The organism is Streptomyces sp. NPDC058678, from assembly GCF_042714835.1.
Lineage (GTDB): Bacteria > Actinomycetota > Actinomycetes > Streptomycetales > Streptomycetaceae > Streptomyces.
Window position 1 is genome coordinate 103,020 of the sequence record NZ_JBHXSG010000008.1, and the last position, 23,943, is coordinate 126,962.

24 protein-coding genes are annotated in these 23,943 nt (G+C 68.7%); 10 read left to right on the forward strand and 14 right to left on the reverse strand.

Features of this window, described 5'->3' with window-relative positions:
* Positions 1-6 precede the first annotated feature (6 nt).
* Positions 7-870, forward strand: coding sequence for a hypothetical protein (locus tag ACFWWR_RS10735; protein WP_383862388.1), 864 nt, complete (start codon positions 7-9; stop codon positions 868-870).
* 91 nt (positions 871-961) lie between these two features.
* Here ACFWWR_RS10735 and thiC read toward each other — a convergent pair whose 3' ends face one another.
* The gene (thiC, locus tag ACFWWR_RS10740) at positions 962-2,752 is read right to left on the reverse strand and encodes a phosphomethylpyrimidine synthase ThiC (RefSeq protein ID WP_384302861.1); all 1,791 of its coding nucleotides are present in this window, start codon (positions 2,750-2,752) and stop codon (positions 962-964) included.
* 254 nt (positions 2,753-3,006) lie between these two features.
* Between thiC and ACFWWR_RS10745 the strand changes: the two genes are divergently transcribed.
* Positions 3,007-4,665: a YibE/F family protein gene (locus ACFWWR_RS10745; RefSeq protein WP_384302863.1), complete on the forward strand. Its 1,659-nt coding sequence runs from the start codon at positions 3,007-3,009 to the stop codon at positions 4,663-4,665.
* Positions 4,666-4,942: 277 nt separating this feature from the next.
* On the opposite strand, the gene ACFWWR_RS10750 is transcribed toward ACFWWR_RS10745, so the two are convergent.
* The 4 genes from ACFWWR_RS10750 to ACFWWR_RS10765 all read right to left on the reverse strand — a co-directional run bounded on the left by ACFWWR_RS10750 (position 4,943) and on the right by ACFWWR_RS10765 (position 7,341).
* Entirely contained in the window at positions 4,943-5,380 is a 438-nt protein-coding gene (locus ACFWWR_RS10750) for an SsgA family sporulation/cell division regulator (RefSeq protein WP_383862380.1), read from the reverse strand.
* 99 nt (positions 5,381-5,479) lie between these two features.
* Complete coding sequence (locus tag ACFWWR_RS10755) at positions 5,480-6,214, reverse strand: IclR family transcriptional regulator (protein ID WP_383862513.1); 735 nt, start codon at positions 6,212-6,214, stop codon at positions 5,480-5,482.
* Positions 6,215-6,664: 450 nt separating this feature from the next.
* On the reverse strand, positions 6,665-6,877 hold the full coding sequence (locus ACFWWR_RS10760; protein WP_383862377.1) for a DUF5326 family protein: 213 nt from the start codon (positions 6,875-6,877) through the stop codon (positions 6,665-6,667).
* Positions 6,878-7,023: 146 nt separating this feature from the next.
* Positions 7,024-7,341, reverse strand: coding sequence for a cupin domain-containing protein (locus tag ACFWWR_RS10765; protein ID WP_383862510.1), 318 nt, complete (start codon positions 7,339-7,341; stop codon positions 7,024-7,026).
* A 58-nt stretch (positions 7,342-7,399) separates the two neighbouring features.
* On the opposite strand from ACFWWR_RS10765, the gene ACFWWR_RS10770 reads away from it, so the two are divergent.
* The 5 genes from ACFWWR_RS10770 to ACFWWR_RS10790 all read left to right on the forward strand — a co-directional run bounded on the left by ACFWWR_RS10770 (position 7,400) and on the right by ACFWWR_RS10790 (position 11,239).
* Entirely contained in the window at positions 7,400-7,777 is a 378-nt protein-coding gene (locus tag ACFWWR_RS10770; protein ID WP_030665982.1) for a phage holin family protein, read from the forward strand.
* 7 nt (positions 7,778-7,784) lie between these two features.
* Positions 7,785-8,276 carry a low molecular weight protein-tyrosine-phosphatase gene (locus ACFWWR_RS10775; RefSeq protein ID WP_383862374.1) on the forward strand — a complete coding sequence of 164 codons (492 nt, stop codon included), beginning with the start codon at positions 7,785-7,787 and terminating at the stop codon, positions 8,274-8,276.
* A complete protein-coding gene (locus ACFWWR_RS10780) occupies positions 8,273-9,427 on the forward strand; it encodes a cystathionine gamma-lyase (RefSeq protein WP_383862371.1) in 1,155 nt (384 codons plus the stop codon). Before ACFWWR_RS10775 ends, ACFWWR_RS10780 begins: the two co-directional genes overlap by 4 nt.
* Before the next feature lie 228 nt (positions 9,428-9,655).
* Positions 9,656-10,669, forward strand: a complete 1,014-nt coding sequence (locus tag ACFWWR_RS10785) for a LysR family transcriptional regulator (RefSeq protein ID WP_383862368.1) — start codon at positions 9,656-9,658, stop codon at positions 10,667-10,669.
* Positions 10,670-10,756: 87 nt separating this feature from the next.
* Entirely contained in the window at positions 10,757-11,239 is a 483-nt protein-coding gene (locus ACFWWR_RS10790; RefSeq protein ID WP_383862365.1) for an NUDIX domain-containing protein, read from the forward strand.
* A gap of 13 nt (positions 11,240-11,252) precedes the next feature.
* On the opposite strand, the gene ACFWWR_RS10795 is transcribed toward ACFWWR_RS10790, so the two are convergent.
* Positions 11,253-12,929: a globin domain-containing protein gene (locus ACFWWR_RS10795; RefSeq protein WP_384302865.1), complete on the reverse strand. Its 1,677-nt coding sequence runs from the start codon at positions 12,927-12,929 to the stop codon at positions 11,253-11,255.
* A 416-nt stretch (positions 12,930-13,345) separates the two neighbouring features.
* Positions 13,346-13,978, reverse strand: coding sequence for an HAD family hydrolase (locus ACFWWR_RS10800; protein WP_383862359.1), 633 nt, complete (start codon positions 13,976-13,978; stop codon positions 13,346-13,348).
* A gap of 193 nt (positions 13,979-14,171) precedes the next feature.
* On the opposite strand from ACFWWR_RS10800, the gene ACFWWR_RS10805 reads away from it, so the two are divergent.
* On the forward strand, positions 14,172-15,038 hold the full coding sequence (locus ACFWWR_RS10805; RefSeq protein WP_383862356.1) for a GNAT family N-acetyltransferase: 867 nt from the start codon (positions 14,172-14,174) through the stop codon (positions 15,036-15,038).
* A 102-nt stretch (positions 15,039-15,140) separates the two neighbouring features.
* Here ACFWWR_RS10805 and ACFWWR_RS10810 read toward each other — a convergent pair whose 3' ends face one another.
* Positions 15,141-16,349: an MFS transporter gene (locus tag ACFWWR_RS10810; protein WP_383862353.1), complete on the reverse strand. Its 1,209-nt coding sequence runs from the start codon at positions 16,347-16,349 to the stop codon at positions 15,141-15,143.
* Positions 16,350-16,472: 123 nt separating this feature from the next.
* Between ACFWWR_RS10810 and ACFWWR_RS10815 the strand changes: the two genes are divergently transcribed.
* Positions 16,473-16,925 carry a GNAT family N-acetyltransferase gene (locus ACFWWR_RS10815; protein WP_383862350.1) on the forward strand — a complete coding sequence of 151 codons (453 nt, stop codon included), beginning with the start codon at positions 16,473-16,475 and terminating at the stop codon, positions 16,923-16,925.
* Between the two features lie 90 nt (positions 16,926-17,015).
* Here ACFWWR_RS10815 and ACFWWR_RS10820 read toward each other — a convergent pair whose 3' ends face one another.
* Positions 17,016-18,401, reverse strand: coding sequence for a serine hydrolase domain-containing protein (locus tag ACFWWR_RS10820; protein WP_384302867.1), 1,386 nt, complete (start codon positions 18,399-18,401; stop codon positions 17,016-17,018).
* A gap of 150 nt (positions 18,402-18,551) precedes the next feature.
* Positions 18,552-20,030: a replicative DNA helicase gene (gene dnaB, locus ACFWWR_RS10825; protein ID WP_383862344.1), complete on the reverse strand. Its 1,479-nt coding sequence runs from the start codon at positions 20,028-20,030 to the stop codon at positions 18,552-18,554.
* 460 nt (positions 20,031-20,490) lie between these two features.
* Between dnaB and ACFWWR_RS10830 the strand changes: the two genes are divergently transcribed.
* Positions 20,491-21,828 carry an MATE family efflux transporter gene (locus ACFWWR_RS10830; RefSeq protein ID WP_383862341.1) on the forward strand — a complete coding sequence of 446 codons (1,338 nt, stop codon included), beginning with the start codon at positions 20,491-20,493 and terminating at the stop codon, positions 21,826-21,828.
* Between the two features lie 125 nt (positions 21,829-21,953).
* On the opposite strand, the gene rplI is transcribed toward ACFWWR_RS10830, so the two are convergent.
* The 4 genes from rplI to rpsF all read right to left on the reverse strand — a co-directional run bounded on the left by rplI (position 21,954) and on the right by rpsF (position 23,692).
* Positions 21,954-22,400 (reverse strand): 50S ribosomal protein L9, encoded by a 447-nt coding sequence (gene rplI, locus ACFWWR_RS10835; protein WP_175433548.1) that lies wholly within the window; start codon positions 22,398-22,400, stop codon positions 21,954-21,956.
* Positions 22,401-22,418: 18 nt separating this feature from the next.
* The gene (gene rpsR, locus ACFWWR_RS10840) at positions 22,419-22,655 is read right to left on the reverse strand and encodes a 30S ribosomal protein S18 (RefSeq protein WP_003949403.1); all 237 of its coding nucleotides are present in this window, start codon (positions 22,653-22,655) and stop codon (positions 22,419-22,421) included.
* Positions 22,656-22,712: 57 nt separating this feature from the next.
* On the reverse strand, positions 22,713-23,324 hold the full coding sequence (locus ACFWWR_RS10845) for a single-stranded DNA-binding protein (protein WP_384302869.1): 612 nt from the start codon (positions 23,322-23,324) through the stop codon (positions 22,713-22,715).
* 77 nt (positions 23,325-23,401) lie between these two features.
* Positions 23,402-23,692: a 30S ribosomal protein S6 gene (gene rpsF / locus ACFWWR_RS10850; protein WP_005482942.1), complete on the reverse strand. Its 291-nt coding sequence runs from the start codon at positions 23,690-23,692 to the stop codon at positions 23,402-23,404.
* Positions 23,693-23,943 lie beyond the last annotated feature (251 nt).

The following is a 23,943-nucleotide window of genomic DNA, read 5'->3' on the forward strand; positions in this document are numbered from 1 at the left end:
CGGGGGATGCACATGAACAGCGTTCCGCAGCACCTGCTGAGCGAGGACCGCCAGGAATACGAGCGGATCCTCGATGAGGCGCTGCGCTCCGCCCCACACCGCCCTGAACTGGCCGCTGTTGGTCAACGGCTCAACACCGAACAACTGCGCACCATGGCACTCAACGCCACCGCCCTCATCACGGCGGCCGCGGCGACCGAGTACCAGCACTATGTGAAGGTCCGCGGGGAACTGCGGCAACCGGCGTCGTCCGCCCCGTCGTCCACGCGCGAGACCGGCTCACCGGAGCCGGGCACGAGCACGATGGGACTCGCCGCCACCATGGGGGAGGTCGCCGAGACCGCCGGCGCGGGCGCCGTCGCCGTCGTCGCGGTCCTGGCACCCGTCCTCGCCGGAACGGCCGCGGCGATCTTCCTGCTCGTGGGATACATCCTGAAGATGCTCAACCCCGAACCGGCGTTCGCCCAGACCATGCTCACCACCGGGTGGGTGTTCGGCGCGATGACCGCGGCCGCGATCCTCGTCGCCGCCGTCGGACTGCTGCTCACCGCGCTGCGCAACCAGCCCTCGCTCGAAGCAGGGCCGTACGGCGCGATGAGCGAGGAGGTGACCCGGGCCAAGGAATCCTGGCGTGAGGCTCTGCTGGAGCGCGGCATCCTGCCGTTCCTCCGGGAGGCGCTCGCCACCCCCGGCAGCGCCGCACTGCACCGTACGGCACCGCCGGCGCCTACCAGCCGCATGCCGCACCTCGGCTACGACCGACCGGGCTTCAGCAGTCCGGACGAAGGCGCCGGGGGTCCGCGCCCCAGCTTCACGAGCCCGGACTACACCAGCCCGGACTTCGGGGGGCCGGAACACCAGCCGGAATAGCCGGAACGGCCGGGAACGGCCCCTCGGCTTGCGCACCCACCCAGGGCAGCGCAAGCCGAAGACCCGGCCCCCGACCGGGGGCAGAACAGTCTCAGTCCGCGAGGGGCAGGTACACACGGTTGCCCGCCGCCGCGAACTCCTTCGACTTCTGGGCCATGCCCTCCTCGATCTCCTCCTGATTCCCGCCGTGCCGGCGGCGGATGTCCTGGGAGATCTTCATCGAGCAGAACTTCGGCCCGCACATCGAGCAGAAGTGCGCCGTTTTGGCAGGCTCGGCCGGCAGCGTCTCGTCGTGGAACTCCCGTGCCGTGTCCGGGTCGAGAGCCAGGTTGAACTGGTCCTCCCACCGGAACTCGAAGCGGGCGTCCGACAGCGCGTCGTCCCACTCCTGTGCACCTGGGTGCCCTTTGGCGAGGTCGGCCGCGTGCGCGGCGATCTTGTAGGTGATGACGCCGGTCTTCACGTCGTCACGGTTGGGCAGACCCAAGTGCTCCTTGGGCGTGACATAGCAGAGCATGGCCGTGCCCCACCAGGCGATCATCGCGGCACCGATGCCGGAGGTGATGTGGTCGTACGCCGGCGCGACGTCCGTCGTCAGCGGGCCGAGCGTATAGAACGGAGCTTCATCACAGATCTCCTGCTGAAGGTCGATGTTCTCCTTGATCTTGTGCATCGGGACATGTCCCGGGCCCTCGATCATGGTCTGAACATGGAAACGCTTCGCGATCCGGTTGAGTTCCCCGAGCGTGCGCAACTCCGCGAACTGCGCCTCGTCGTTGGCGTCCGCGATGGAGCCCGGCCTGAGCCCGTCGCCCAACGAGTACGTGACGTCGTAGGCGGCGAGGATCTCGCAGAGCTCCTCGAAGTTCTCGTACAGGAAGCTCTCCTTGTGGTGTGCGAGGCACCACGCGGCCATGATCGAACCGCCGCGCGAGACGATGCCGGTCTTGCGGTTCGCCGTCAGCGGTACGTACGGCAGGCGGACGCCCGCGTGGACCGTCATGTAGTCCACGCCCTGCTCGGCCTGTTCGAGGACCGTGTCCTTGTAGATCTCCCAGGTCAGTTCCTCGGCGCGCCCGTCGACCTTCTCCAGGGCCTGGTAGAGCGGCACGGTGCCGATGGGGACGGGGGAGTTGCGCAGCACCCACTCGCGGGTGGTGTGGATGTTGCGGCCGGTGGACAGGTCCATGACCGTGTCGGCGCCCCATCGGGTAGCCCAGGTCATCTTCTCGACCTCCTCCTCGATGGAGGAGGTCACCGCGGAATTGCCGATGTTGGCGTTGACCTTCACCAGGAACCGCTTGCCGATGATCATCGGCTCGATCTCCGGGTGGTTGACGTTGGCCGGCAACACGGCCCGGCCCGCGGCGATCTCCTCGCGGACGACCTCCGGCGAAACGTTCTCCCGGATGGCGACGTACTCCATCTCCGGGGTGATCTCGCCCCGGCGGGCGTAAGCGAGCTGTGTGACCGCGTTGCCGTCGCGGCTGCGGCGTGGCAGGCGCGGCCGTCCCGGGAAGACCGCGTCGAGATTGCGCAGGCCGCCCCGCGGGGAGGTGTGCTTGACCCCGTCGTCCTCGGGGCGGACAGGCCGGCCCGCGTACTCCTCGGTGTCGCCGCGGGCGACGATCCAGTTCTCCCGCAGGGGCAGCAGGCCCCTGCGGACATCGGTTTCGGTGAGTGGATCGGTGTAAGGGCCTGACGTGTCGTACAGCGTGACCGACTGCCCGTTGGTGAGGTGCACCTGACGGACCGGCACCCGCAGATCGGGGCGTGAGCCCTCGACGTACGCCTTGTGCCAGCCGATGGACTTCCCGCTCTCCTCGCCCTCACTGAGCTCGTTCTGCGTGGAGGCAGGCGTGCGTGCGTCCTTGTTGGTCATGAGACCTAGCTCCCTACGCCGGCATTACCCGGTAACAGGTTCGGCGGTCGACGCAGCGAATTCCGTCTGCCGGCGTTTCGTGTGAAACATCACTCGCTTCAGGCGATGTTTCATGTGAAACATGGCAGGGACGGAGGTCAGCGCCCTCTCAGCCCGGTGCTCCGAGCTCCCGCGTGTACAAAGGTGCCTCCACGCTAGCGTCAATTCGGGCGCGGTGAACAGAGGGCCCCTGGCGTTCTTGCGATGATCGGTCGGTGACCACGACACAGCAGTTCCCGTTTCCGCCATCCGAGCCGCCCCGCAGGCCAGGTGGCGGGAACGGCGACGGAGACGACGACGGACGTGGAGACGGGCGCGGCGACAGCCTTGGTGGCGGTCATGGAGGCGCCCGTGGAGGCGGCCATGACTTCTTCGGCGCCGGGGGCGACGCGCGAGCCGGTCGAGCCCACGGGGCCGGTGGCGGTCACGGGCACGGTGGCGGTCAGGGGCACGGTGGCGGGCACGATGGCGGGCAGGGGCACGGTCATGGCTCGGGCGGTGACGACGGGTACGGCGACAACGGTTCCGGCGGCGGGCATGGTCACTCCCACAGTCACGGCCCTGCGGCCCCCGTCTCCAAGCATCTGCGCAAGGTCATCGCGGCGATCCTGATCCCGTTCGCCGCGGCCGTCCTGGTCGGGCTCGTGGTGCTGTGGCCGGGGGGCGCCCCAGGGCATGCGCGCACGGGGGTCGGCTTCGACCGGCAGACCCAGCAGGCCACGGTCACCAAGGTCGAGAGCGTGAGCTGCTCGTCGGTGAACGCCTCCGGGGAGGCCCCGACCGGCGACACCTCCACCGCCGAGGGCTCGTCCGCGCAACAGCAGGCGAACGGCACCTGCAAGAAGGCGACAATCCGGGTCGACACCGGCGATGACAAGGGCCGTACCTTCACCGAGATCGTCCAGCCGGACCAGTCACGGCAGTTGCACCAGGGCGAGAAGGTCGTGGTCGCCTACGAGCCCTCCGCTCCGAAGGACCTGCAGTACTCGGTCACCGACGTCAACCGTCGCCTCCCGATGGCGCTGCTCGCCGGCATCTTCGCGATCGCCGTGGTGATCGTGGGACGGCTGCGAGGGCTGATGGCGCTGGTCGCGTTGGCCATCAGCTTCATGCTGCTGAACTTCTTCGTCCTGCCCGCGATCCTGCAGGGGTCGAATCCGCTGGTCGTGGCCGTGGTCGGCTCGAGCGCCATCATGCTGATCGCCCTGTATATGTGCCACGGCCTGTCGGCCCGTACGTCAGTGGCGGTGCTCGGCACACTGATCTCGCTGCTGCTGATCGGCGTCCTGGGCTCGCAGTTCATCGGATGGGCGGCGCTCACCGGCAACACGGACGACAACACCGGTCTGATCCATGGCCTGTATCCGACGATCGACATGAGCGGTCTGCTGCTCGCCGGCGTCATCATCGGCTCGCTCGGTGTCCTCGACGACGTGACGGTCACCCAGACGTCGGCGGTCTGGGAGCTGCACGAGGCCAACCCGACCATGGGCTGGCGCGGGCTGTACCGCGCGGGCATCCGGATCGGACGTGACCACATCGCGTCGGTCGTCAACACGCTCGTCCTCGCGTACGCGGGTGCCGCGCTGCCGCTGCTGCTGCTCTTCTCGATCGCCCAGAGCAGTGTGGGGACGGTCGCCAACAGCGAACTGGTCGCGGAGGAGATCGTGCGCACGCTGGTCGGCTCGATCGGCCTGGTCGCCTCGGTACCGGTCACCACGGCCCTCGCAGCCCTGGTGGTCTCGGCCGACCGGGCGGGGGCGGGGAGCCCCGCGACGACGGGGACGCCGGGAGCGCCGGCAATGGAAGCGGCAACGACCGGCGCCCGTCCGGCTCCGGCGCGTGGCGGGAAGGGGCGGCGGCGCAGGCGCTGAGGCGTGAGACCTGGCTGCCCTGCCGACCGCGTCCGACGTCGCCTTGCCTCGCCTGCCCGGGCCTGCCCGACTTGGTCGACCAAACCGAGCCGGGCGCGGCACACGCCGGCCTCAGCATCGCCCGGCTGCCACCCCACTCACGCCTCGGCTCACGCGCAACTCGGCTCACGCGCCTCGGCTCACGCCGGCCTCACGAGGTTCACGCCTCGCGCAGAAGCGTTACTGCGCAACCCTCCGCCCGAGGCGAAGCGTTCCGCCATCTCGCTGACGAAGCGCTTCAGCCCGCGCTCTGCTCCTCCGCCAGGATGCGGTCCAGAGCCTCGTCGAGGTGAGCATCGAAGTCGGCGTGCGCCCCTTCCTGGCCCAGCGGCACCAGCTTGTCGGTGCGGTCGAGGAAGGCGATGAGCGGAGCCGTGGACGAGCGGAACAGCGCCTGGTCGCTGCCGACCTGAAGTCGGATCAGCACGTCGCCCAACGAGTCGGGATCGGCCGGCGAGACCCGTACGTCCCCGTCCCCGCACGGCCGCCCCACCCCGTCGATCAGCAGCTCACGACCGAAGGCCCAGGTCACCGGGGCGTCTCCCGGCAAATGGAAGGTCAGGCGGACGGCGTAGGGGTCGCAGGTCTCGTAGCGCAGCTCCACCGGAATCCGGAAGGAGAGCTCCTCGGAGACGAGAAAGCTCATCATGACCTCTGCTTGCACGGACTCGCGCATCGCCTATCCCGTCACTCGCCGTCGGCTGGCTGGGAACCATCCTTCTAACACTGAGGGAATCTTGCTGAAAGTACACGAGAGATCACAAGGAGTGAGTTTTCAGATACTGATAGAGATCGCGAGTGACCCCAGCAGCAGCCCCAGCGCGCTCTGCAACTCATGCGTCGCGGACTGCAGCCGGTCGGCCTGGTGGGCGGGTAGCGAAATGGCCATCGTCGCAGCCAAGTTACCCACCGTGATCGGAATGGCGGCGCACACCGTCCCCAGTGCGTATTCCTGCCGCTCTGTGACTGGATCCGCCCGCCGCATGCGTTCGAGTCGCCGCAGCATGGAGTGGGTGTCGCGCACCGTGTACGGGGTGATGGACTGCACGGGATAGCGGTCGAGGTGGTCGCGGCGGGCCTCGTCGTCCAACTGGGCCAGCAGACATTGGCCGATGGCGTGCGCGTGCCCGGTTTCGCGGAAGTCGGCCCACTCCTCGACCGCCGGGTTGCCGGGGGTGTCGGAGACGCACATCACCTCGATCTCGCCGTCGCGGTACATCGCGTAGTACACGGGTGCGCCGATCGCGTCGCGCCAGTGTGCGAGCGTCTCCACGACCGTGGTGCGACGTTTCTGCTGGGCACCGCTGCTGCCCAGCCGTTCGGCCGCCTCGCCGAGGAAGAACATCCCCTTGTCGCGGCGCAGATAGCCCTCGTGCACGAGGGTGCGCAACAGGTGGTAGGCCGTGGGGAGCGCCAGGCCCGTCTCGCGGGCGAGTTGTTTGGCAGGGGCTCCGTGTTCGTGCTCGGCGACGGCCTCCAGCAGGCGCATCGCGCGCTGCACGGATCCGATGAGGGTCGCGGACTGGGGCGACGCGGATGAGGGGGTCGCCTGCCGCTGCGTCGGAGGTGTCGTCGGGCGCCGCCGGGGCGGCGATGCGGCGGGCTGCTCGGGTGGTCGGATGCGGGCTCCCGGAGGCGGGAGCGCGGCCCGGCCGGCCGCGGCGGACGCATGGGGTGGGGCCGCTGCGGCGGACGACTGGGGCTGGGCAGGTGCGGTAGGTACGTGGGGTTGGACAGGTGGGGTGTCAACCGTGGCCAAGGGGCACTCCCGAAGCGCGAGGGGGCAGCCCGTGCGGAGAACACGGGTGGGGGTGTTTGCCGCTCGCGGGGTCGTCCCCGCGTCGAGTTCCGGACTCTAACCGTCCGTCACCGCTCGCAGACCGCCTCCCCGGGAAACTTCCCTCCCCCGAGGGAACCGGTGATTCCTGTTACCGATCGCCGGTCGCCCCGAGTTGACGACTCACCAGTCGCCGCGGGAGGAGGAGCTCGTCGTGAACTTCCGTACGACGTAGACCAGTCCTCCGACCAGGGCCACGAAGACCAGCACCTTGAAGAGCAGGCCGATGACGAACCCCACGACGCTCGCGATCAGTCCGCCGAACACGACCAGGGCGATGACCGGCACCGCGACCCACTTCACCCACCACGGCAGTCCCGTGAAGATCTCTCGCATCGCCCCAACCTCTCTGTGCCCGGCACTTCCGCTGCCGGATCTTCTGATGTCCTGCACTCGATGCTAGGGCCGGGAGGGACCCGGGCGGGGGCCTCGCATCCCTTGTCCTCCCCTGACTGATCCCCTAGGGAACCCCGAGGCCGAGCTCAGCTCTCGGGCGGAGAGAAGACCACCATCACCCTCAGGTCCTCGCTGATGTGGTGGAACTTGTGCGCCACACCGGCCGGTACGTACACGACACTGCCGCGCGCCACCTGGGTGGTCTCCATTCCCACGGTGATCGCGGCGCGACCGCTCACGACGAAGTAGACCTCGTCCTGGTTGTGCGGCTGCTGCGGGTCGTGCGCGCCCGCGTCGAGGGCGTACAGGCCGACCGACATGTTCCGCTCCCGCAGGAACTGCAGGTAGGCGCCGTCATTGGCGGCACGCTCCGCCTCCAGTTCATCCAACCGGAATGCCTTCATCGACTTTGTCCGCCCTCGCCCGTACTCGTAACCGATCTCGTCTGTCACGATCAGACACATGAAGAATTTCGTAGTCAAGACGATCGCCAACGCGGGCGCCCTGGCGGTCGCCGTATGGCTGCTCGACAAGATCACCCTGACCGGCGACAGCACCGGCAAGAAGGTCTGGACGCTCATACTCGTCGCCCTGGTCTTCGGGCTGGTGAACTTCCTGGTCAAGCCCATCGTGAAGGTTCTCACCTTCCCGCTGTTCATCCTGACCCTCGGCCTGATCACCCTGGTGGTCAACGCCCTGATGCTGCTGCTGACCTCCTGGCTGGCCGACAAGCTCGACCTGAGCTTCCACGTCGAGGGCTTCTGGACGGCCGTCCTGGGCGGCCTGATCATCTCGATCGTGTCCTGGGCGCTCCACGTCGTCCTGCCCGACGAGGACTGAGCACGCCATGACGTACCGGGTCTGCTTCGTCTGCACCGGCAACATCTGTCGTTCTCCGATGGCCGAATCCGTCTTCCGCGCCCGCATACGGGAGGCCGGCCTCGACGGCGTGGTGGAGGTCGACAGCGCCGGCACGGGCGGCTGGCACGAGGGAGACGGTGCCGACCCGCGCACCGTCAGCGTCCTCGAGACCAGCGGCTACGACGGTGCTCACACGGCACGCCAGTTCCAGCCGTCGTGGTTCGCCCGCCTCGACCTCGTCATCGCCCTCGACGCCGGTCACCTCAAGGCCCTGCGCCGCCTCGCACCCACCTCGCAGGACGCGGAGAAGGTCCGGCTGCTGCGCTCCTACGACCCCGCCGCGGGCGGTGACCTCGACGTACCGGATCCGTACTACGGGGGCATGGACGGCTTCGAGGAGTGCCTTGAGATGGTGGAGGCGGCGAGCGAGGGTCTGCTCGCCGCCGTACGCGAGGACGTGGAGGGACGGGCGGCATGAGCGCTACGAGCGGGCAGGGACTGCCGGTGGACAGCGGTGACGGCACGCGCGCGGTGCGGGCAGGGCTGCCCGAGCCGGTCAAGCACGAGCCGACCCTGCCCGGTCCGGTGTTCGCCGCCCACTTCCATCTTCCGGGCGAGGTGACGGGTCCGTACGGCTACGGCCGTGACGACAACCCGACCTGGACCCTGCTGGAGCGCGCCATCGGCGGGCTTGAGGCACCCGGGCAGGACGGCGTCGAGACACTCGTGTTCGCCTCGGGCATGGCCGCCATCTCCTCGGTCCTGTTCTCGCAGCTGCGGGCCGGGGACGCGGTCGTCCTGCCCAGCGACGGCTACCAGGCGCTGCCCCTCGTGCGCGCGCAACTGGAGGCGTACGGCATCGAGGTGCGCACGGCGCCCACCGGCGGCGACGCCCAGCTCGACGTCCTCGACGGGGCGAAGCTGCTGTGGATCGAGACGCCGTCGAACCCCGGGCTGGACGTGTGCGACGTACGGCGGCTCGCCGAGGCGGCACACGCGCGTGGCGCCCTTGTCGCGGTCGACAACACGCTCGCGACACCGCTCGGTCAGCGCCCGCTGGAGCTCGGAGCCGACTTCGCCGTGGCCAGCGGCACCAAGCAGCTCACCGGGCACGGGGACATCCTGCTGGGATACGTCGCCGGCCGCGACGCCGAGGCCATGGCCGCCGTACGGCGCTGGCGGAAGATCGTCGGGGCGATCGCGGGGCCCATGGAGGCCTGGCTCGCCCATCGTTCGATCGCCACGCTCCAGCTGCGGGTCGACCGGCAGAACGCGACGGCCCTGGTTCTCGCGGAGGCGCTGCGGGAGCGCCCCGAGGTGGCCGGGCTGCGCTATCCCGGGCTGCCCGACGACCCCTCTCACAAGGTCGCCTCGCAGCAGATGCGGCGCTTCGGATGCGTGGTCTCCTTCACGCTGCCCACGCGCGCGCGTGCCGACCGCTTTCTCGACGCGCTGCGGCTCGTCGACGACGCGACCAGCTTCGGCGGGGTGCGCTCGACGGCCGAACGCCGCGGGCGCTGGGGCGGAGACGCCGTGCCGGACGGCTTCGTTCGGTTCTCGGTGGGTGCCGAGGACCCCGAGGACCTGGTGGCGGATGTGCTGCGCGCGCTGGACGAATCGTCCCGGTGACCCCTTCGCGCCCGCTCCGGGCGGCGTACGGCTCCGTGCAACGGACGGTCCGAGCCTCCCCCCTCGTGGCTCGGACCGTCCCGGTTCTGCGCGCGAAGAACCGCGCGAACAAGGCTAGTTGACTCTGTGTCAGTGTCCAATCACGGTAGCGACAGAGACCTATCGACATATTTATAGTTGGGCCCTGCCTCGGGCCGGGAGAAGGGCAGGGAAGAGGAGGGCGACACCATGGATCTGGCCTTGCTGCGCACCTTTGTGACGGTGCACCGGGCCGGTTCCTTCACCCGCGCGGCCGCGCTGCTCGGCCTGTCGCAGCCGGCCGTCACCTCGCAGATCCGCACCCTGGAGCGCCAGCTGGGGCGTCCCCTGTTCCTCCGGCAGGCCCGGGGCGTGACGCCTACGACCATCGGTGACGAACTCGCCCACAAGGCCGCCCCGCATCTCGACGCACTGGTGGAGATCGCCGAGACCGGGCTCGACGACGAGTCGTCCTTGCGGACACTGCACCTCGCGGGCCCACCCGAGTTCACCGCCGAGCGGGCGCTGCCCGCACTCACCCGGCTGACCGGCGATGACGGTCAGGGCTTCGCCCTGCGCGCCTCCTTCGGGAACGCCGAGGAGGTTCTGGAAGGGCTGGCCGCCGGGCATCATGATCTGGCCATCTGCCCGGCCCGTCCACGCGGCGCTCTGCTCACGGCGACTGCGCTCTGCGACGAGGAGCACGTCCTGGTCGCCGCCCCGCGCTGGGCCGAGCAGCTGGGCTCCGGGAAACCACGCCGCAAGGGGGCACGGGTCCTGGAGAACGTCACCTCGGCCAAGGGGAGGCGAGCGGCGGAGAACATCTCCGGATCCAAGGGAAGGCGAGCGGCTGATTGTGCCTCCGTGGCCAAGTCGGCACCCGCGCTGGAGACCGTCCCGGTGATCGAGGTGCACGAGTCACTGCCCTTCGTGTCCCGCTACTGGGCTTCGGTGTTCGACTCCCTCCCGCCCGCCCCCGGCACCGTGATCGTCCCCGACCTGCGCGCGGTCCTCGCCTGCACGGTGGCAGGGGCTGGGCTCGCGGTGCTGCCCCGCTATCTGTGCGCGTCCGCCTTGGACCGCGGGGAGGTCGTCGCGCTGCACGATCCGGCGGTTCCGCCCCTGCGGACGTACTTCCTGGTGGTCCGCACCGGCACTCTGGCGATGCCGCACATCGCGCGGGCCCATGAGTGGCTGCTGCGGGCGGCCGGCGACTGGTGCTGAGGCTCGCATTTCAGCTGGTCACACGGTGAGCCCATTCGGTGGCCTTCATGATGTTTCACGTGGAACCAGCGGGGCCACATTTCTCCCATGACCGTCCGACCCGTGGTCAAGCGCACCGCCCGTGCCGTTCTGCTGGACGGTGACGACCTGATCCTGATCAAGCGCACCAAGCCTGGCATGGATCCCTACTGGCTCACTCCCGGTGGCGGGGTCGAGCCGGACGACACGACCGTCGTCGACGCCCTGCACCGCGAGGTGTACGAGGAGCTCGGCGCCAAGATCACCGATGTGGTGCCCTGCTTCGTCGACACCGTCGAACACATCGGCGACGACGGCGGCGCGACCGGCGTGAAGGTGCAGCACTTCTTCGTCTGCCGTCTGGAGTCCATGGACCCGGCCCTGCGGCACGGCCCCGAGGTGGACGAGCCCATCGGCGAGTACGAGATCGTGCGGGTGCCGTTCACCCGCGTCGGTATCGCCTCCGTACACCTCGTACCGCTGTCGCTGCGGCACTACCTCGACGGAAACATCGAGGGCGTACGCGCCATGCACGCCCCGGACCTCGGCTGACGTCGACGTAGGGTCACTGAGGCGCGGCGACGAGCTCCTCCACCGAGTCGTGGCGTATGCGTGCCGACGGGATGCCGATGTCCCTGAGCGCGTCCACGCCGCTGCGGATCATTCCGGGCGGGCCGGAGAGATAGGCGTCGTACTCGTTCCACGGGCCGTACTCGCGTATGGCGTCCGGGAGCTGGAGGTGCGCCTGCTGATCGATGACCGCGCGGACCGAGAGCCAGGGGTGGCTCTGCTGGAGCCGGAGCATCGTGTCGATGTCGTAGAGGTCATGGTCGGTGCGGGCGCCGTAGAACACCTCGACCGGGCGCCGTTCGCCGTGCTCGGCGACGTCCTCGACGAGTGCCTTGATGGGCGCTATGCCGGTCCCACCGCCCAGGCAGAGCAGTCCGCTGTCGGTGGTGTGGTCGACGGTCATCGAGCCGGCGGGCGGGCCGAGCCGGATGATGTCGCCCGGCCGGGCGCGGTGCACCAGGGCGTTGGAGACCCAGCCCGCGGGGACGGCCTTCACGTGGAACGACAGCAGACCGTCCGAGCGGGGCGCGGAAGCGAAGGAGTAGTGCCGCCAGATCCGCGGCCACCAGGGCGTTTCCACGCTCGTGTACTGACCGGCGAGGAAGGGATAGGGCTGATCCGGGCGGACCGTGACCACCGCGACGTCCGGCGTTCTGAGATCGTGCGTCACGACCTCCGCGTACCACCAGGCCGGTGCGCGCAGTTCGTCCGCCGCCGCCGCGTCGATCATGACCTGCGAGATCGTCGTGTACGCCCGGACCCAGGCAGCCTCCAGTTCCGGGTTCCAGATCCCGGAGGCGTACTTGCTCAGGGCGCCGATGAGGCACTCGCCGACGGCCGGGTAGTGCTCGGCCCGCGTGCCGTACTTGCGGTGGCCGCGGCCGAGGTTCTGCAGGTACTCGACGAGGACCTCGGTGTTGTCGATGTGCTCGGCCGCGGTGAGCAGCGCCTTGAGCAGGCGGTCCCGCTGCGTGTCCATCGCGGCCGGGAACAGTGACCGCAGATCGGGGTGGCGTACGAAGAGCAGGGCGTAGAAGTACGAGGTGACCTTGTCGGCCACGGGGCCGACCTCGGCCATGGTCCGACGGATGAGAACGGCGTCCGGGGAGGCGTCCTGCTGCGGGGTGGAGCGCTGGGCGGGTACGCGCTGTTCGGCGGGCGGGGCTTGGGCCGGCGCGGCCTCGGTGAGAAGGGAGGAATGGGCAAGCGGTGCTCGGGAGGGCGAAGCTGGGGCGCCGGCCGGCGTGAGAGCCGATGTCGAGGGCGACATCTCGGGGGCCTGTGGCGCGCTCGGCCTCCCGGATGCGGTGGCGGCCGGTGTACCGGTGGCTGTGCCGGACGACGTGTCGTCCGCGGCGGCGAACGGGGCGTCGGTTGCTTCCGCTGTAGGGGGTGCGCCGGCTGTCATCGCTGCGGGCGGTGTGTCGCCCGTGGCCACCGTGGGCGATGCGCCGCCGGCTGTCGTGGCGGGCGGTGCGGGGTCCGGCGTCGGTGGGGCGGTGCCGGTGCCTGTCGCGGTCCTGCCCACCGGGCGCATCGCTGCCAGGCGGCTGCCCTCGGGGCTCTCTTGTTCGCCGCCAGGAGGGGGCTCCGGCTGCTTGTGCGGCGTGAACCAGCCGCTCCCGCCGCCGGAGGTGCCGTTGTCGGCCGACGTGGTGGTCGGAGCGTCCATGGTGTGCCTCGCCTCGAACATCTTTCGGTCGGTCTGCGCACTTCCCTGGTCGGAAGATGCCTGCTTTCCCCCGCAGACGGCTTGCTCTCTTGTCCGGCGCCGCAGCCGATGCGGCCACATTCAACCCGTGTTCCGGCTACGTACGGACAAGTAAGGCGAGAGTGTGACATTGGCCGCAGTACTTCACCGCAGCGTCCCACCTGGTGCGGCCGCCTAGGCCGTATAACCGGAAATGCTGGTTTTGATCTCTCCGTCTCGTTAGGCTGCATTGCCCTGCTCTCGGCCCACTCGGGCCTGCAGGAGGGGTTCCTCACCCGGACAGGAACCGGAGTCGACCATACCGGCCGCTGCTGCCCACACAAGTCCCCCCTCCTCCTCCACGAATGCGACGAGGCCCGACCCATCAATTCCTGCAATTACCGGGCCTGCCGCACCAATTCATAGGCTTCCCACAGGTCCTGGCCCATGTAGGAGTGAGTCGAGATACCGGCCAGATGACGGTCCGCGTTGACCGCGACGGAGATCGGCACCACGCCGAACAGGTCCCTGTCCGACAGCGAGTCCCCGTAGGCGATGCAGTCGGCCCGCGTCACGCCGAACTCCTCGCACAGCCGGTCGGCGATCCGGACCTTGGCAGCAGCGCTGAGCACCCCGGCCGGATCCACGGGCTCAGTGAAAGGCAACGCGGGAAAGCGCGACCCGTACGCCGCGTGTGCGCCCCAGCCGATGAGCCGCTCCACGAAGAAGGACGGCGAGAGTGAGACGACAGCGCAGTAGTCGCCGCCCTTTCTGATCTCCGCCCAGACCTCGCGGATACGCGCCAGCCAGGGGGCGCTTTCGAAGGCCGCCGCCACATGAGCCTCGGTGAGTTCCGCCCAGAGCGTGTACACCTCCGCTGCGTATTCGGGCGGGCCTATCAGCCCCGCCCCGATCGCCTGGTCGAGCGCCACCGCCTCGGCTTCCAGTCCGAGCTGCCGGGAGATCTCCACGGGCGCGGTGCTTCCGTGCAACAACGTGCCGTCGAGGTCGAACAGATGAAGTCTGGCCATGCCGCTGAGGCTAGCGGGATGCCTTTCCGGCTTGCGAAGTGGCCGCGGGACAGTCGCCGTTCGCCGATGTTTCACGTGAAACACCCAGCGCCTGCTCCCGAGCTGTGCAGTTGGCTATGACATGGCCAAAAGCTCGTTCCTCATCCCGGAAACGGGTGGACGTCGAGGGCGCCGGTCCGACAGCCTGACCTGCGTGCCGACTCCTTCCAACACCGCTCCGGCCATCCGCCGTCTGACGCGTCGCGACCTCACCGCCTGCGCCGACTTGTCCGAGGACCGGGGGTGGCCGCGCGAGGAGCACAAGTGGGGCTTCCTGCTCACGGCCGGGACGGGTTACGGCATCGACGACCCCGACGGCGGACTCGTCAGCGCCTGCGTGGTCACCGAATACGGACCGCAGGAGCAACCCGATCTCGGGGCCATCGGCATGGTGCTGGTCGCTGAACGGCATGCCCGTCGGGGCATCGGACGCCGGCTGATGCGCCACGTCGTCTCGGCGATGGGCACCACGCCCCTGACCCTGCACGCGACGCCGAACGGTCGACCCCTCTACGAGGAACTCGGCTTCAAGGCCACCGGCCGGGCCGAGATGCTGCGCGGACACTTCGCACCGGACAGCTCGCTTCCCGAGGTCGCCACCCGGGCGGCCACTGCCGAGGACCTCACTGCCATCCTCCGGCTCGACGAGGAGGTGTTCGGCGCCGATCGCACGCACATCATCGCCCGACTGCCTGCCTTCGCCGACCAGTTGCGCGTCGCCGAGGAGCACGGCCGGATCATCGGCTACGCAGCCGCCTGGCCCAACATGGACACGCACGTCGTGGGTCCGCTGATCGCCCGCGACACACGGACGGCGAAGGCGCTGATCGCCTCCCTGGCCGCCCACACCTCTCGCCCGCTGCGCACCGACATCGACGTACGGCACGAGGAACTGCTGGCATGGGCGAAGGATCGTGGTCTGACATCCGTCGCCTTCAACGCCGTCATGACGTACGGCATCGCGGAACTCCCCGGGGATTGGAGCCGACGGTTCGCGCCACTGACGGTGGCGGCGGGCTGAGGCCGGGCGGGGGCCGAGCTCCGATACCGCGACGCCGGCTCCCGGTGGGCCCGGGGACCGGCGTCGCCGTGTACAGCTGGTGGTCAGGGGCAGCCGTCCGACTCAGTGGGGAACGGCAGCCCGCTGGTCCGTCGGCACGCCCTCCGCGACCACCGTGCTGGGCGCGCTGCCTCGGCGTTCCAGAGCGGCCGACAGGAAGGCGAGGAGCAGCGCGGCCGCGGCGAGGGCGGCGCCGACCCAGTTGGGGGCGGTGTACCCGAGACCGGCCGAGATGACGAGACCGCCGAGCCAGGCGGACAGCGCGTTGCCGAGGTTGAAGGCACCGATGTTCACGGCCGACGCCAGTGTCGGGGCTCCGTGTGCCTGGTCGAGGACGCGCTTCTGCAGCGGCGGGACGGTGGCAAAGCCCAGGGCACCGATCAGCGCGATCGTGACGGCCGCCAGGGTCTTGTGGTGGGCGGTGAGCGTGAAGAGGGCGAGCACGACGGCCAGGGCGCCCAAGGAGACGCAGAGCATGGGCATCAGGGCGCGGTCGGCGTACTTGCCGCCGACGAGGTTGCCGCCGACCATGCCGAGGCCGAAGAGGACCAGGAGCCAGGTGACCGAGCCGTCGGCGAAGCCGGCCACCTTGGTCATCATCGGCGCGATGTAGGTGATGGCCGCGAAGACACCGCCGAATCCGAGGACGGTCATCGCCATCGCGAGCAGGACCTGCGCGTTCTTGAAGGCGGCCACTTCGTGGCGCAGGCTCACACCCTCCGTCCTCGGTATGTCGGGGACGAGCTTGGCGATGCCGAACAGACCGATCACGCCCAGAGCGGCGACGATCCAGAAGGTGACACGCCAGCCGACGGACTGCCCGACAAGCGTGCCGAGCGGGACACCGACCACGTTGGCGACAGTCAGTCCGGTGAACATCATCGCGATGGCTCCGGCCTTCTTGTCGGGGGCGACCAGGTCGGCCGCGACGACCGAGCCGATGCCGAAGAAGGCCCCGTGGGCGAGTGAGGCGATCACGCGGCCGATCAGCATGACGGCGAAGGCGGGTGCGAGGGCGGACAGCAGGTTGCCGACAATGAACAGGCCCATCAGCAGCATCAGCATCCGCTTGCGGGAAATCTTGGTACCGAGCACGGTCATCAGCGGGGCACCGAACATGACACCGAGCGCGTAGCCGGTCACCAGGAAGCCGGCGGTGGGGATGGAGACCCCGAAGTCGCCCGCGACCTCGGGCAGCAAGCCCATGATCACGAACTCCGTGGTGCCGATTCCGAAGGCCCCGATCGCGAGGGCGAGAAGCGCGAGCGGCATGGGGATGACACCTTCCCAGACGGTTGCAGGAGCGCGTTACACATCAACACATTAATTGCATACGCTCTATACATGCAAACGCCGACTATTTGGGGCCGCCTCGTCTCTGCATAGGGTTCGGCCATGGGAGATCTTGAGATACGGCCCGCCAAGGCGGAGGACATCCCGGCGATCGTCGCCATGCTCGCCGACGACCCCTTGGGTGCCCAACGTGAGTCGCCGGACGACCCGACCCCGTACCTGACGGCGCTGGAACGCCTCTCGGCCGACCCCAACCAGCATCTGATGGTCGCCGTTCGGGAAGGTCGCGTCGTGGGGACTCTCCAGCTCACGATCATTCCCGGGCTGTCCCGGCGCGGCTCCACGAGGTCGATCGTCGAAGGCGTACGCATCCACGCCGACGAGCGCGGCAGTGGCCTGGGGACGCAGCTCATCGAGTGGGCCATCGAGGAATCCCGCCGTCAAGGCTGCCAGTTGGTCCAGCTGACTTCGGACAACACCCGCACTGAGGCCCACCGCTTCTACGAGCGGCTCGGCTTCACGGCCTCGCACGTGGGCTTCAAGCTCCAGTTGTGACGTGACGCCCGGAGCGACATGCCGATCCGGGCGTGACATCACGAGGGGGCCTGTTTCACGTGAAACAGGCCGCCTCGCCGCGAGCGACGGTCAGCCGATGCCCCGCCAACCCTCGGCGTCCACCCCGCCGGGCAGGGAAGCCCCCTCGTCGTACGGCTGGCGCGTGAAGACGAACGACCCGAGGTCTAGATGGCTCACAGACCCGTCCGGGCGTCGTACGGCCTTCAGGAGCTCCCCTGCGTAGTAGCCCTCCAAGCCCGTCCAGGTTGCGTCACCGTTCGCCCGGAACCGCGAACGACGGCCGTTGCCCGAGAGAGGACCCAGCGTAACGAGCCCGTCGGCCGTCAGCCGCAGGGCGAAGGCATGCGTTCCCCAGTACCACTGGCCCACCAACTCGAGCTCGGCCGCATCGACTTCACGCAGGGGCTGCCATGGGTCGGGGAAGCGCGGCTCGGACTCGGCGACGATGCGTACGAGGTCTGCACCCACGGCCGACAGCAGCGGGCCGGAGGTGCAGTTGGCGAGCACCACCGCCGCGACGTCGTCCGCCACGCTGATGGTGAGGTTCGCGAGGAAGCCCGGCAGCGAACCGGAATGCCCCACGAGCAGCCGCCCGTCCCGGTGCTGGATATGCAGACCGAGCCCATAGGTGTCACCGTCCACGACATCCGCGGCCTCGGCAGGCGCCGCGGGTGTCCGCATCTCCAGCACGGTCGCGGCGCTCAGCACCTGATCGTCCCCCTTCGCCAGGAAGACGGCGAACTTCGCCAAGTCGCCAGTGGTGGACCAGAGTTGACCGGCCGGAGCCATCAGTCCAAGGTCCTCCGTGGGTTCGGGCAACATCACGTCGGCCCATGGGTGCACCGCCCAGCCACCGGCATGAGGAGCCAGGGGCCCCGTGCTCGTACGGTCGAGGCCAAGAGGCTCGAGCACCTCGCTGCGCAGCACCTCCTCCCACGGAGCCCCGCGCAGCTTCTCGACGAGCGCGCCCAGGAGGCTGTAGCCGGGGTTGGAGTAGTGGAAGCGACGGCCGGCCGGATGCCGGAAGGGCTGCTCCCCCAGTACGTCGGCGAGTTCGGGACGCAGGGACCCCGGGGTGCGCTCCCACCACGGCGCGGGGGACTCGGCCGCCAGCCCACTCGTGTGGGCGAGCAGTTCGGCGATCGTGGCCTCTCCCGCACCGGTCCCCGGCAGGTGCTTCTCCAGCGGGTCACTGAGGTCGAGCATGCCCTCGTCGCGCAGCCGCAGCACCAGAACGGCGGTGAAGGTCTTGGTGATCGACCCGATCCGGTACTGCACGTTCTCGTCGGGGCCGTGCCCCTCCACCGAGGTCCGCGAGCCGTGCCACACGGCCCGCCCATCCCGTACGACCGCCGCAACCAGCGAAGGCGCACGTCCTTCCGCCTGCGCCACGGCGATCCGGTGCGACAGTGCCCGGCGCGTGCCGGGAAGCAACTCTTCCTGAGATGTCGTCATGGCCCCAGTCCACCCCGCGGGGCACTCAGACGTCGAGCCTGAAGATTGCCGAGGCAGAGGGTTCTCATCATGCCGCCGTGGATGAACCGATCGGCGTCAGTGACGTTGTCGGCCACGTGCTCGACACATCAGGCTGGGCGCCCCCTGGGATCAGGTCTGCGCCATGTCCACGAAACGCGAGTAATGGCCCTGGAAGGCGACCGTGATCGTCGCCGTAGGTCCGTTACGGTGCTTGGCCACGATCAGATCGGCCTCGCCCGCGCGCGGGGATTCCTTCTCGTAGGCGTCCTCGCGATGCAGCAGGATGACCATGTCGGCGTCCTGCTCGATGGAACCGGACTCACGCAGGTCGGAGACCATGGGCTTCTTGTCCGTGCGCTGCTCGGGACCACGGTTCAGCTGGGACAGCGCGATGACCGGGACCTCCAGCTCCTTGGCCAGCAGCTTCAGGTTTCGCGACATGTCCGAGACCTCCTGCTGGCGGTTCTCCGCACGCTTCGAGCCGCCGGACTGCATGAGCTGGAGGTAGTCGATGACGACGAGCCTGATGTCGTTGCGCTGCTTGAGGCGACGGCACTTGGCGCGGATCTCCATCATCGACAGGTTCGGGGAGTCGTCGATGAAGAGCGGCGCGGCCGAGACGTCCGGCATCCGCCGGGCCAGGCGCGTCCAGTCCTCGTCCGTCATCGTGCCGGATCTCATGTGGTGCAGGGCAACGCGGGCCTCGGCGGACAGCAGGCGCATCGCGATCTCGTTGCGGCCCATTTCGAGGGAGAAGATGACGCTCGGCAGGTTGTTCTTGATCGACGCGGCCCTCGCGAAGTCCAGTGCGAGGGTGGACTTACCCATGGCGGGACGAGCAGCGATGACGATCATCTGCCCCGGGTGCAGGCCGTTGGTGAGTGAGTCGAAGTCCGTGAAGCCGGTGGGCACTCCGGTCATCTCACCGCTGCGCGAGCCGATCGCCTCGATCTCGTCGAGCGCACCCTCCATGATGTCGCCGAGGGGCAGGTAGTCCTCGCTGGTGCGCTGCTCCGTGACCGCGTAGATCTCCGCCTGGGCCCGGTTGACGATCTCGTCGACGTCGTCGTCGGCCGCGTATCCCATCTGCGTGATGCGGGTACCGGCCTCGACCAGGCGGCGCAGGACGGCGCGCTCGTGGACGATCTCCGCGTAGTACTCGGCGTTCGCCGCCGTCGGCACGGTCTGGACGAGGGTGTGCAGATACGACGCCCCGCCGACCTTGTTGATCTCGCCGCGCTTGGTGAGCTCGGCGGCGATCGTGATGGGGTCGGCCGGCTCCCCCTTGGCGTAGACGTCGAGGATCGCCTGGTAGATCGTCTCGTGCGCGGGCTTGTAGAAGTCGTGGCCCTTGAGGACCTCGACGACATCAGCGATGGCGTCCTTGGAAAGGAGCATGCCGCCCAGCACGGACTGCTCGGCGTCGAGATCCTGCGGCGGAACACGCTCGAAGGACGAACCGCCGCCCTCCCAAGCCCCGTTCTCCCCGCCTCGGTCGTGCTGCTCGTCACGGCTGCGGCCTACGTCGCCGCGACGTCGGGAGGCGGGCAGACGATCACTGGGACCGCTGTCGGCCCAGGGGTCGTCCAAGGGCTCGGAAATACTCACCGAGCCACCTCCTCCCGTCCGCAGAGCGGACCTTCGCCGTGCCCCTCTTTTCTACGGCACGCCACTGACAAATAAGACGCCCAACTCCGGTTCTGGCGCGTCGGCTTTGTGAGGGTTTCCAGGCCGACGGACGGAGTGGGCGCCGGTCCACGGTAGGCCCGCGGGCACCGTCAGCCAATCTGGTTATCCACAGGCCATGTGGACGACGGCCCGGATGCTGTGGAGAAGTCGGCAAAACCTGTGCACGACCCGGTGGACAGCCCTGTGAACAAGCTTCGGAACCTCGCACGGCGACTGTCCTGACCTGCCCTTTTTCCGTCCACCGGCTGTGCAGAAGAAAAACTTTCCCCGTCAGACCAAGATCACAGCGAACGGTGCACAGAAGAGCGCACGGAGCGACGGTGAGTAAGGGTCATATAGCGATTGCATCTCTTACCTGTGGACGATTAGATTGGTGCTCATGACACAGGCTCCCGCGACCCCCAAGGCCACCCGCCGCCGGCACGACCGAGAGATCGTCGCGCTGGCTGTACCGGCCTTCGGCGCGCTCGTCGCCGAGCCCCTCTTCGTCATGGCTGACAGCGCGATCGTGGGGCATCTGGGCACGGCCCAACTCGCCGGACTGGGCATCGCCTCAGCCCTCCTCGTGACCGCCGTCAGCATCTTCGTCTTCCTCGCCTACGCCACCACGGCCGCCGTCGCGCGCCGCGTCGGCGCGGGCGACCTCCAGGCCGCCATCCGCCAGGGCATGGACGGCATCTGGCTGGCGCTACTGCTCGGCGCTGCCGTCATCGCCACCGTCCTGCCCACGGCCCCGTCCGTCGTGGAACTCTTCGGCGCCTCCGACACCGCCGCCCCGTACGCGACCACCTATCTGCGGATCTCGGCCCTGGGCATTCCGGCCATGCTCGTCGTGCTCGCTGCCACCGGCGTCCTGCGCGGACTGCAGGACACGAAGACACCCCTTTACGTCGCCATCGCGGGCTTCATCGCCAACGCTGCCCTCAATGTGGGCCTCGTCTACGGCGCCGGCCTCGGCATCGCGGGCTCGGCCTGGGGCACCGTCATCGCGCAGTGTGGCATGGCCACCGCCTATCTCATGGTGGTGGTCCGCGGCGCCCGTAGGCACGGGGCGTCGCTGAGACCCGACGCCGCCGGGATCCGGTCCTCAGCACAGGCCGGCGTCCCCCTCCTGGTCCGCACGCTCTCTTTGCGGGCGATCCTGATGATCGCCACCGCTGTGGCAGCCCGCCTCGGCGACGCCGACATCGCGGCGCACCAGATCATCCTGTCGCTGTGGAGCCTGCTCGCGTTCGGGCTCGATGCCATCGCCATCGCCGGACAGGCCATCATCGGACGCTATCTCGGTGCCGACGACCCGGAAGGCGCCCGCAACGTCTGTCGTCGCATGGTGCAGTGGGGCATCGCAGTCGGCGTCCTGCTCGGCATACTGGTCGTGATCAGCCGCCCGGTGTTCCTTCCCCTGTTCACCAGCGACTCCGTGGTGAAGGACGCGGCCCTGCCCGCTCTGGTGATCGTCGCCCTTTCGCAGCCGATCTGCGGTGTCGTCTTCGTCCTGGACGGAGTTCTCATGGGCGCGGGCGACGGTCCATACCTGGCGTGGGCCATGTTGGTCACTCTCGCGGTCTTCATCCCGGCCGCCATCCTGGTTCCCGCTCTCGGTGGCGGGCTCACCGCCCTCTGGGCGGCCATGACACTGATGATGGCCGTGCGCATGCTGACGCTGTGGCTGCGCACCCGCTCCGGGCGGTGGCTGGTGACGGGTGCGACGCGCTGACTGTTTCACGTGAAACCGGCGTTTCACGTGAAACATGGACGCCCATGCCGGCCTGGACACGCGGAAGGGGCCGCACCCGGCTGGGTGCGGCCCCTTCTCTCAGCAGTGCAAGCCGAGTGCGGCGATCAGGCCGCGACGACCTCGATGTTGACCTTGGCGGCAACCTCGGGGTGCAGACGCACGGACGTCTCGTGGGCGCCCAGCGTCTTGATCGGCGAGCCGAGCTCGATGCGGCGCTTGTCGACCTCGGGGCCACCGGAAGCCTTGATCGCCGAAGCGACGTCGGCCGGGGTGACGGAACCGAAGAGACGACCGGCGTCGCCTGAGCGGACGGCCAGGCGAACCTTGACACCCTCGAGCTGGGCCTTCACAGCGTTGGCCTGCTCGATGGTCTGAATCTCGTGGATCTTGCGAGCACGACGAATCTGCTCGACGTCCTTCTCGCCACCCTTGGTCCAGCGAATCGCGAAGTTCCGCGGGATCAGGTAGTTGCGAGCGTAACCGTCCTTGACGTCGACGACGTCGCCCGCGGCACCGAGGCCGGAGACCTCGTGGGTGAGGATGATCTTCATGTTTCGGTCACCCTTCCCTTATCGCGCAGTGGAGGTGTAGGGCAGCAGCGCCATCTCACGGCTGTTCTTCACGGCCGTGGCGACGTCACGCTGATGCTGCGTGCAGTTGCCGGTCACGCGGCGGGCACGGATCTTGCCGCGGTCGGAAATGAACTTCCGCAGCATGTTCGTGTCCTTGTAGTCCACGTACGTGACCTTGTCCTTGCAGAATGCGCAGACCTTCTTCTTCGGCTTGCGCACAGGCGGCTTCGCCATGGTGTATCTCCTGTGTGATCAAGAAGTGTGGGTACGACCCACCCTCGGCCCGAAGGCCTAGAAGGGGGGCTCGTCCGAGTAGCCGCCGCCGGCGCCGCCGCCGCCGCCGCCGCCGGAGTTTCCACCCCAGCCGCCGCCACCGCCACCGCCCTGCTGGCCGCCGGCGGGAGCGCCGGTCGCCCACGGGTCGTCGGCAGGAGCACTGCCGCCGCCCTGCTGGCCGCCGCCGGAGCCACCGCCCCAGCTGCCACCACCCTGGGCGCCGCCACCGCCACCGCCGCTGAAACCACCCTGGCCACCGCGGCCGGCGGTCTTGGTGACCTTGGCCGTGGCACTGCGCAGGCTGGCGCCGACTTCCTCGACGTCCAGCTCGTAGACCGTGCGCTTGACGCCCTCACGGTCCTCGTAGGACCGCTGCTTCAGTCGGCCCTGCACGATGACGCGCATGCCTCGCTGGAGCGACTCGGCGACGTTCTCAGCCGCCTGACGCCAGACCGAGCAGGTCAGGAACAGGCTCTCGCCGTCCTTCCACTCGTTCGTCTGACGGTCGAAGGTGCGGGGGGTGGACGCGACACGGAACTTCGCGACCGCCGCACCGGAAGGGGTGAAGCGCAGCTCGGGGTCATCGACAAGATTGCCGACGACCGTGATGACGGTCTCGCCTGCCATGGGGGAACCTCTCGGCGGGTTTGCTGCTGGCTGCTGGTGCTGCTACTCGGAATCCGAGATCAGCTGAGCGGGAGAGCTCAGTGGGTCTCGGGACGGAGGACCTTGGTCCGGAGGACCGACTCGTTCAGGTTCATCTGGCGGTCGAGCTCCTTGACGACCGCAGGCTCGGCCTGCAGGTCGATGACCGAGTAGATGCCCTCAGGCTTCTTCTTGATCTCGTACGAGAGACGACGACGGCCCCAGGTGTCGACCTTCTCGACCTTTCCGTTGCCCTCACGGACGACGGAGAGGAAGTTCTCGATCAGGGGGGCGACAGCGCGCTCCTCCAGATCGGGGTCGAGGATGACCATCACCTCGTAGTGACGCATGTAGAACCCACCTCCTTTGGACTCAACGGCCACGGCAGTTCCGTGGCAGGAGGGTTGTGATGCGTACGCAACGGTATCGGCCGCCACTGACAATCGGGGGTCCCGAAGGGGAGTCCTTTGTCATGACGTGGGCAGACACCGGTACAGACGCTACAGACTACCCGTACAGCGGCTTCTGGTTGAAATCCGGCCGCCAGGACGGTCAATCTGTACACATCGGGTGTGTATGGCGCTACGATGCGCCGTCTTCC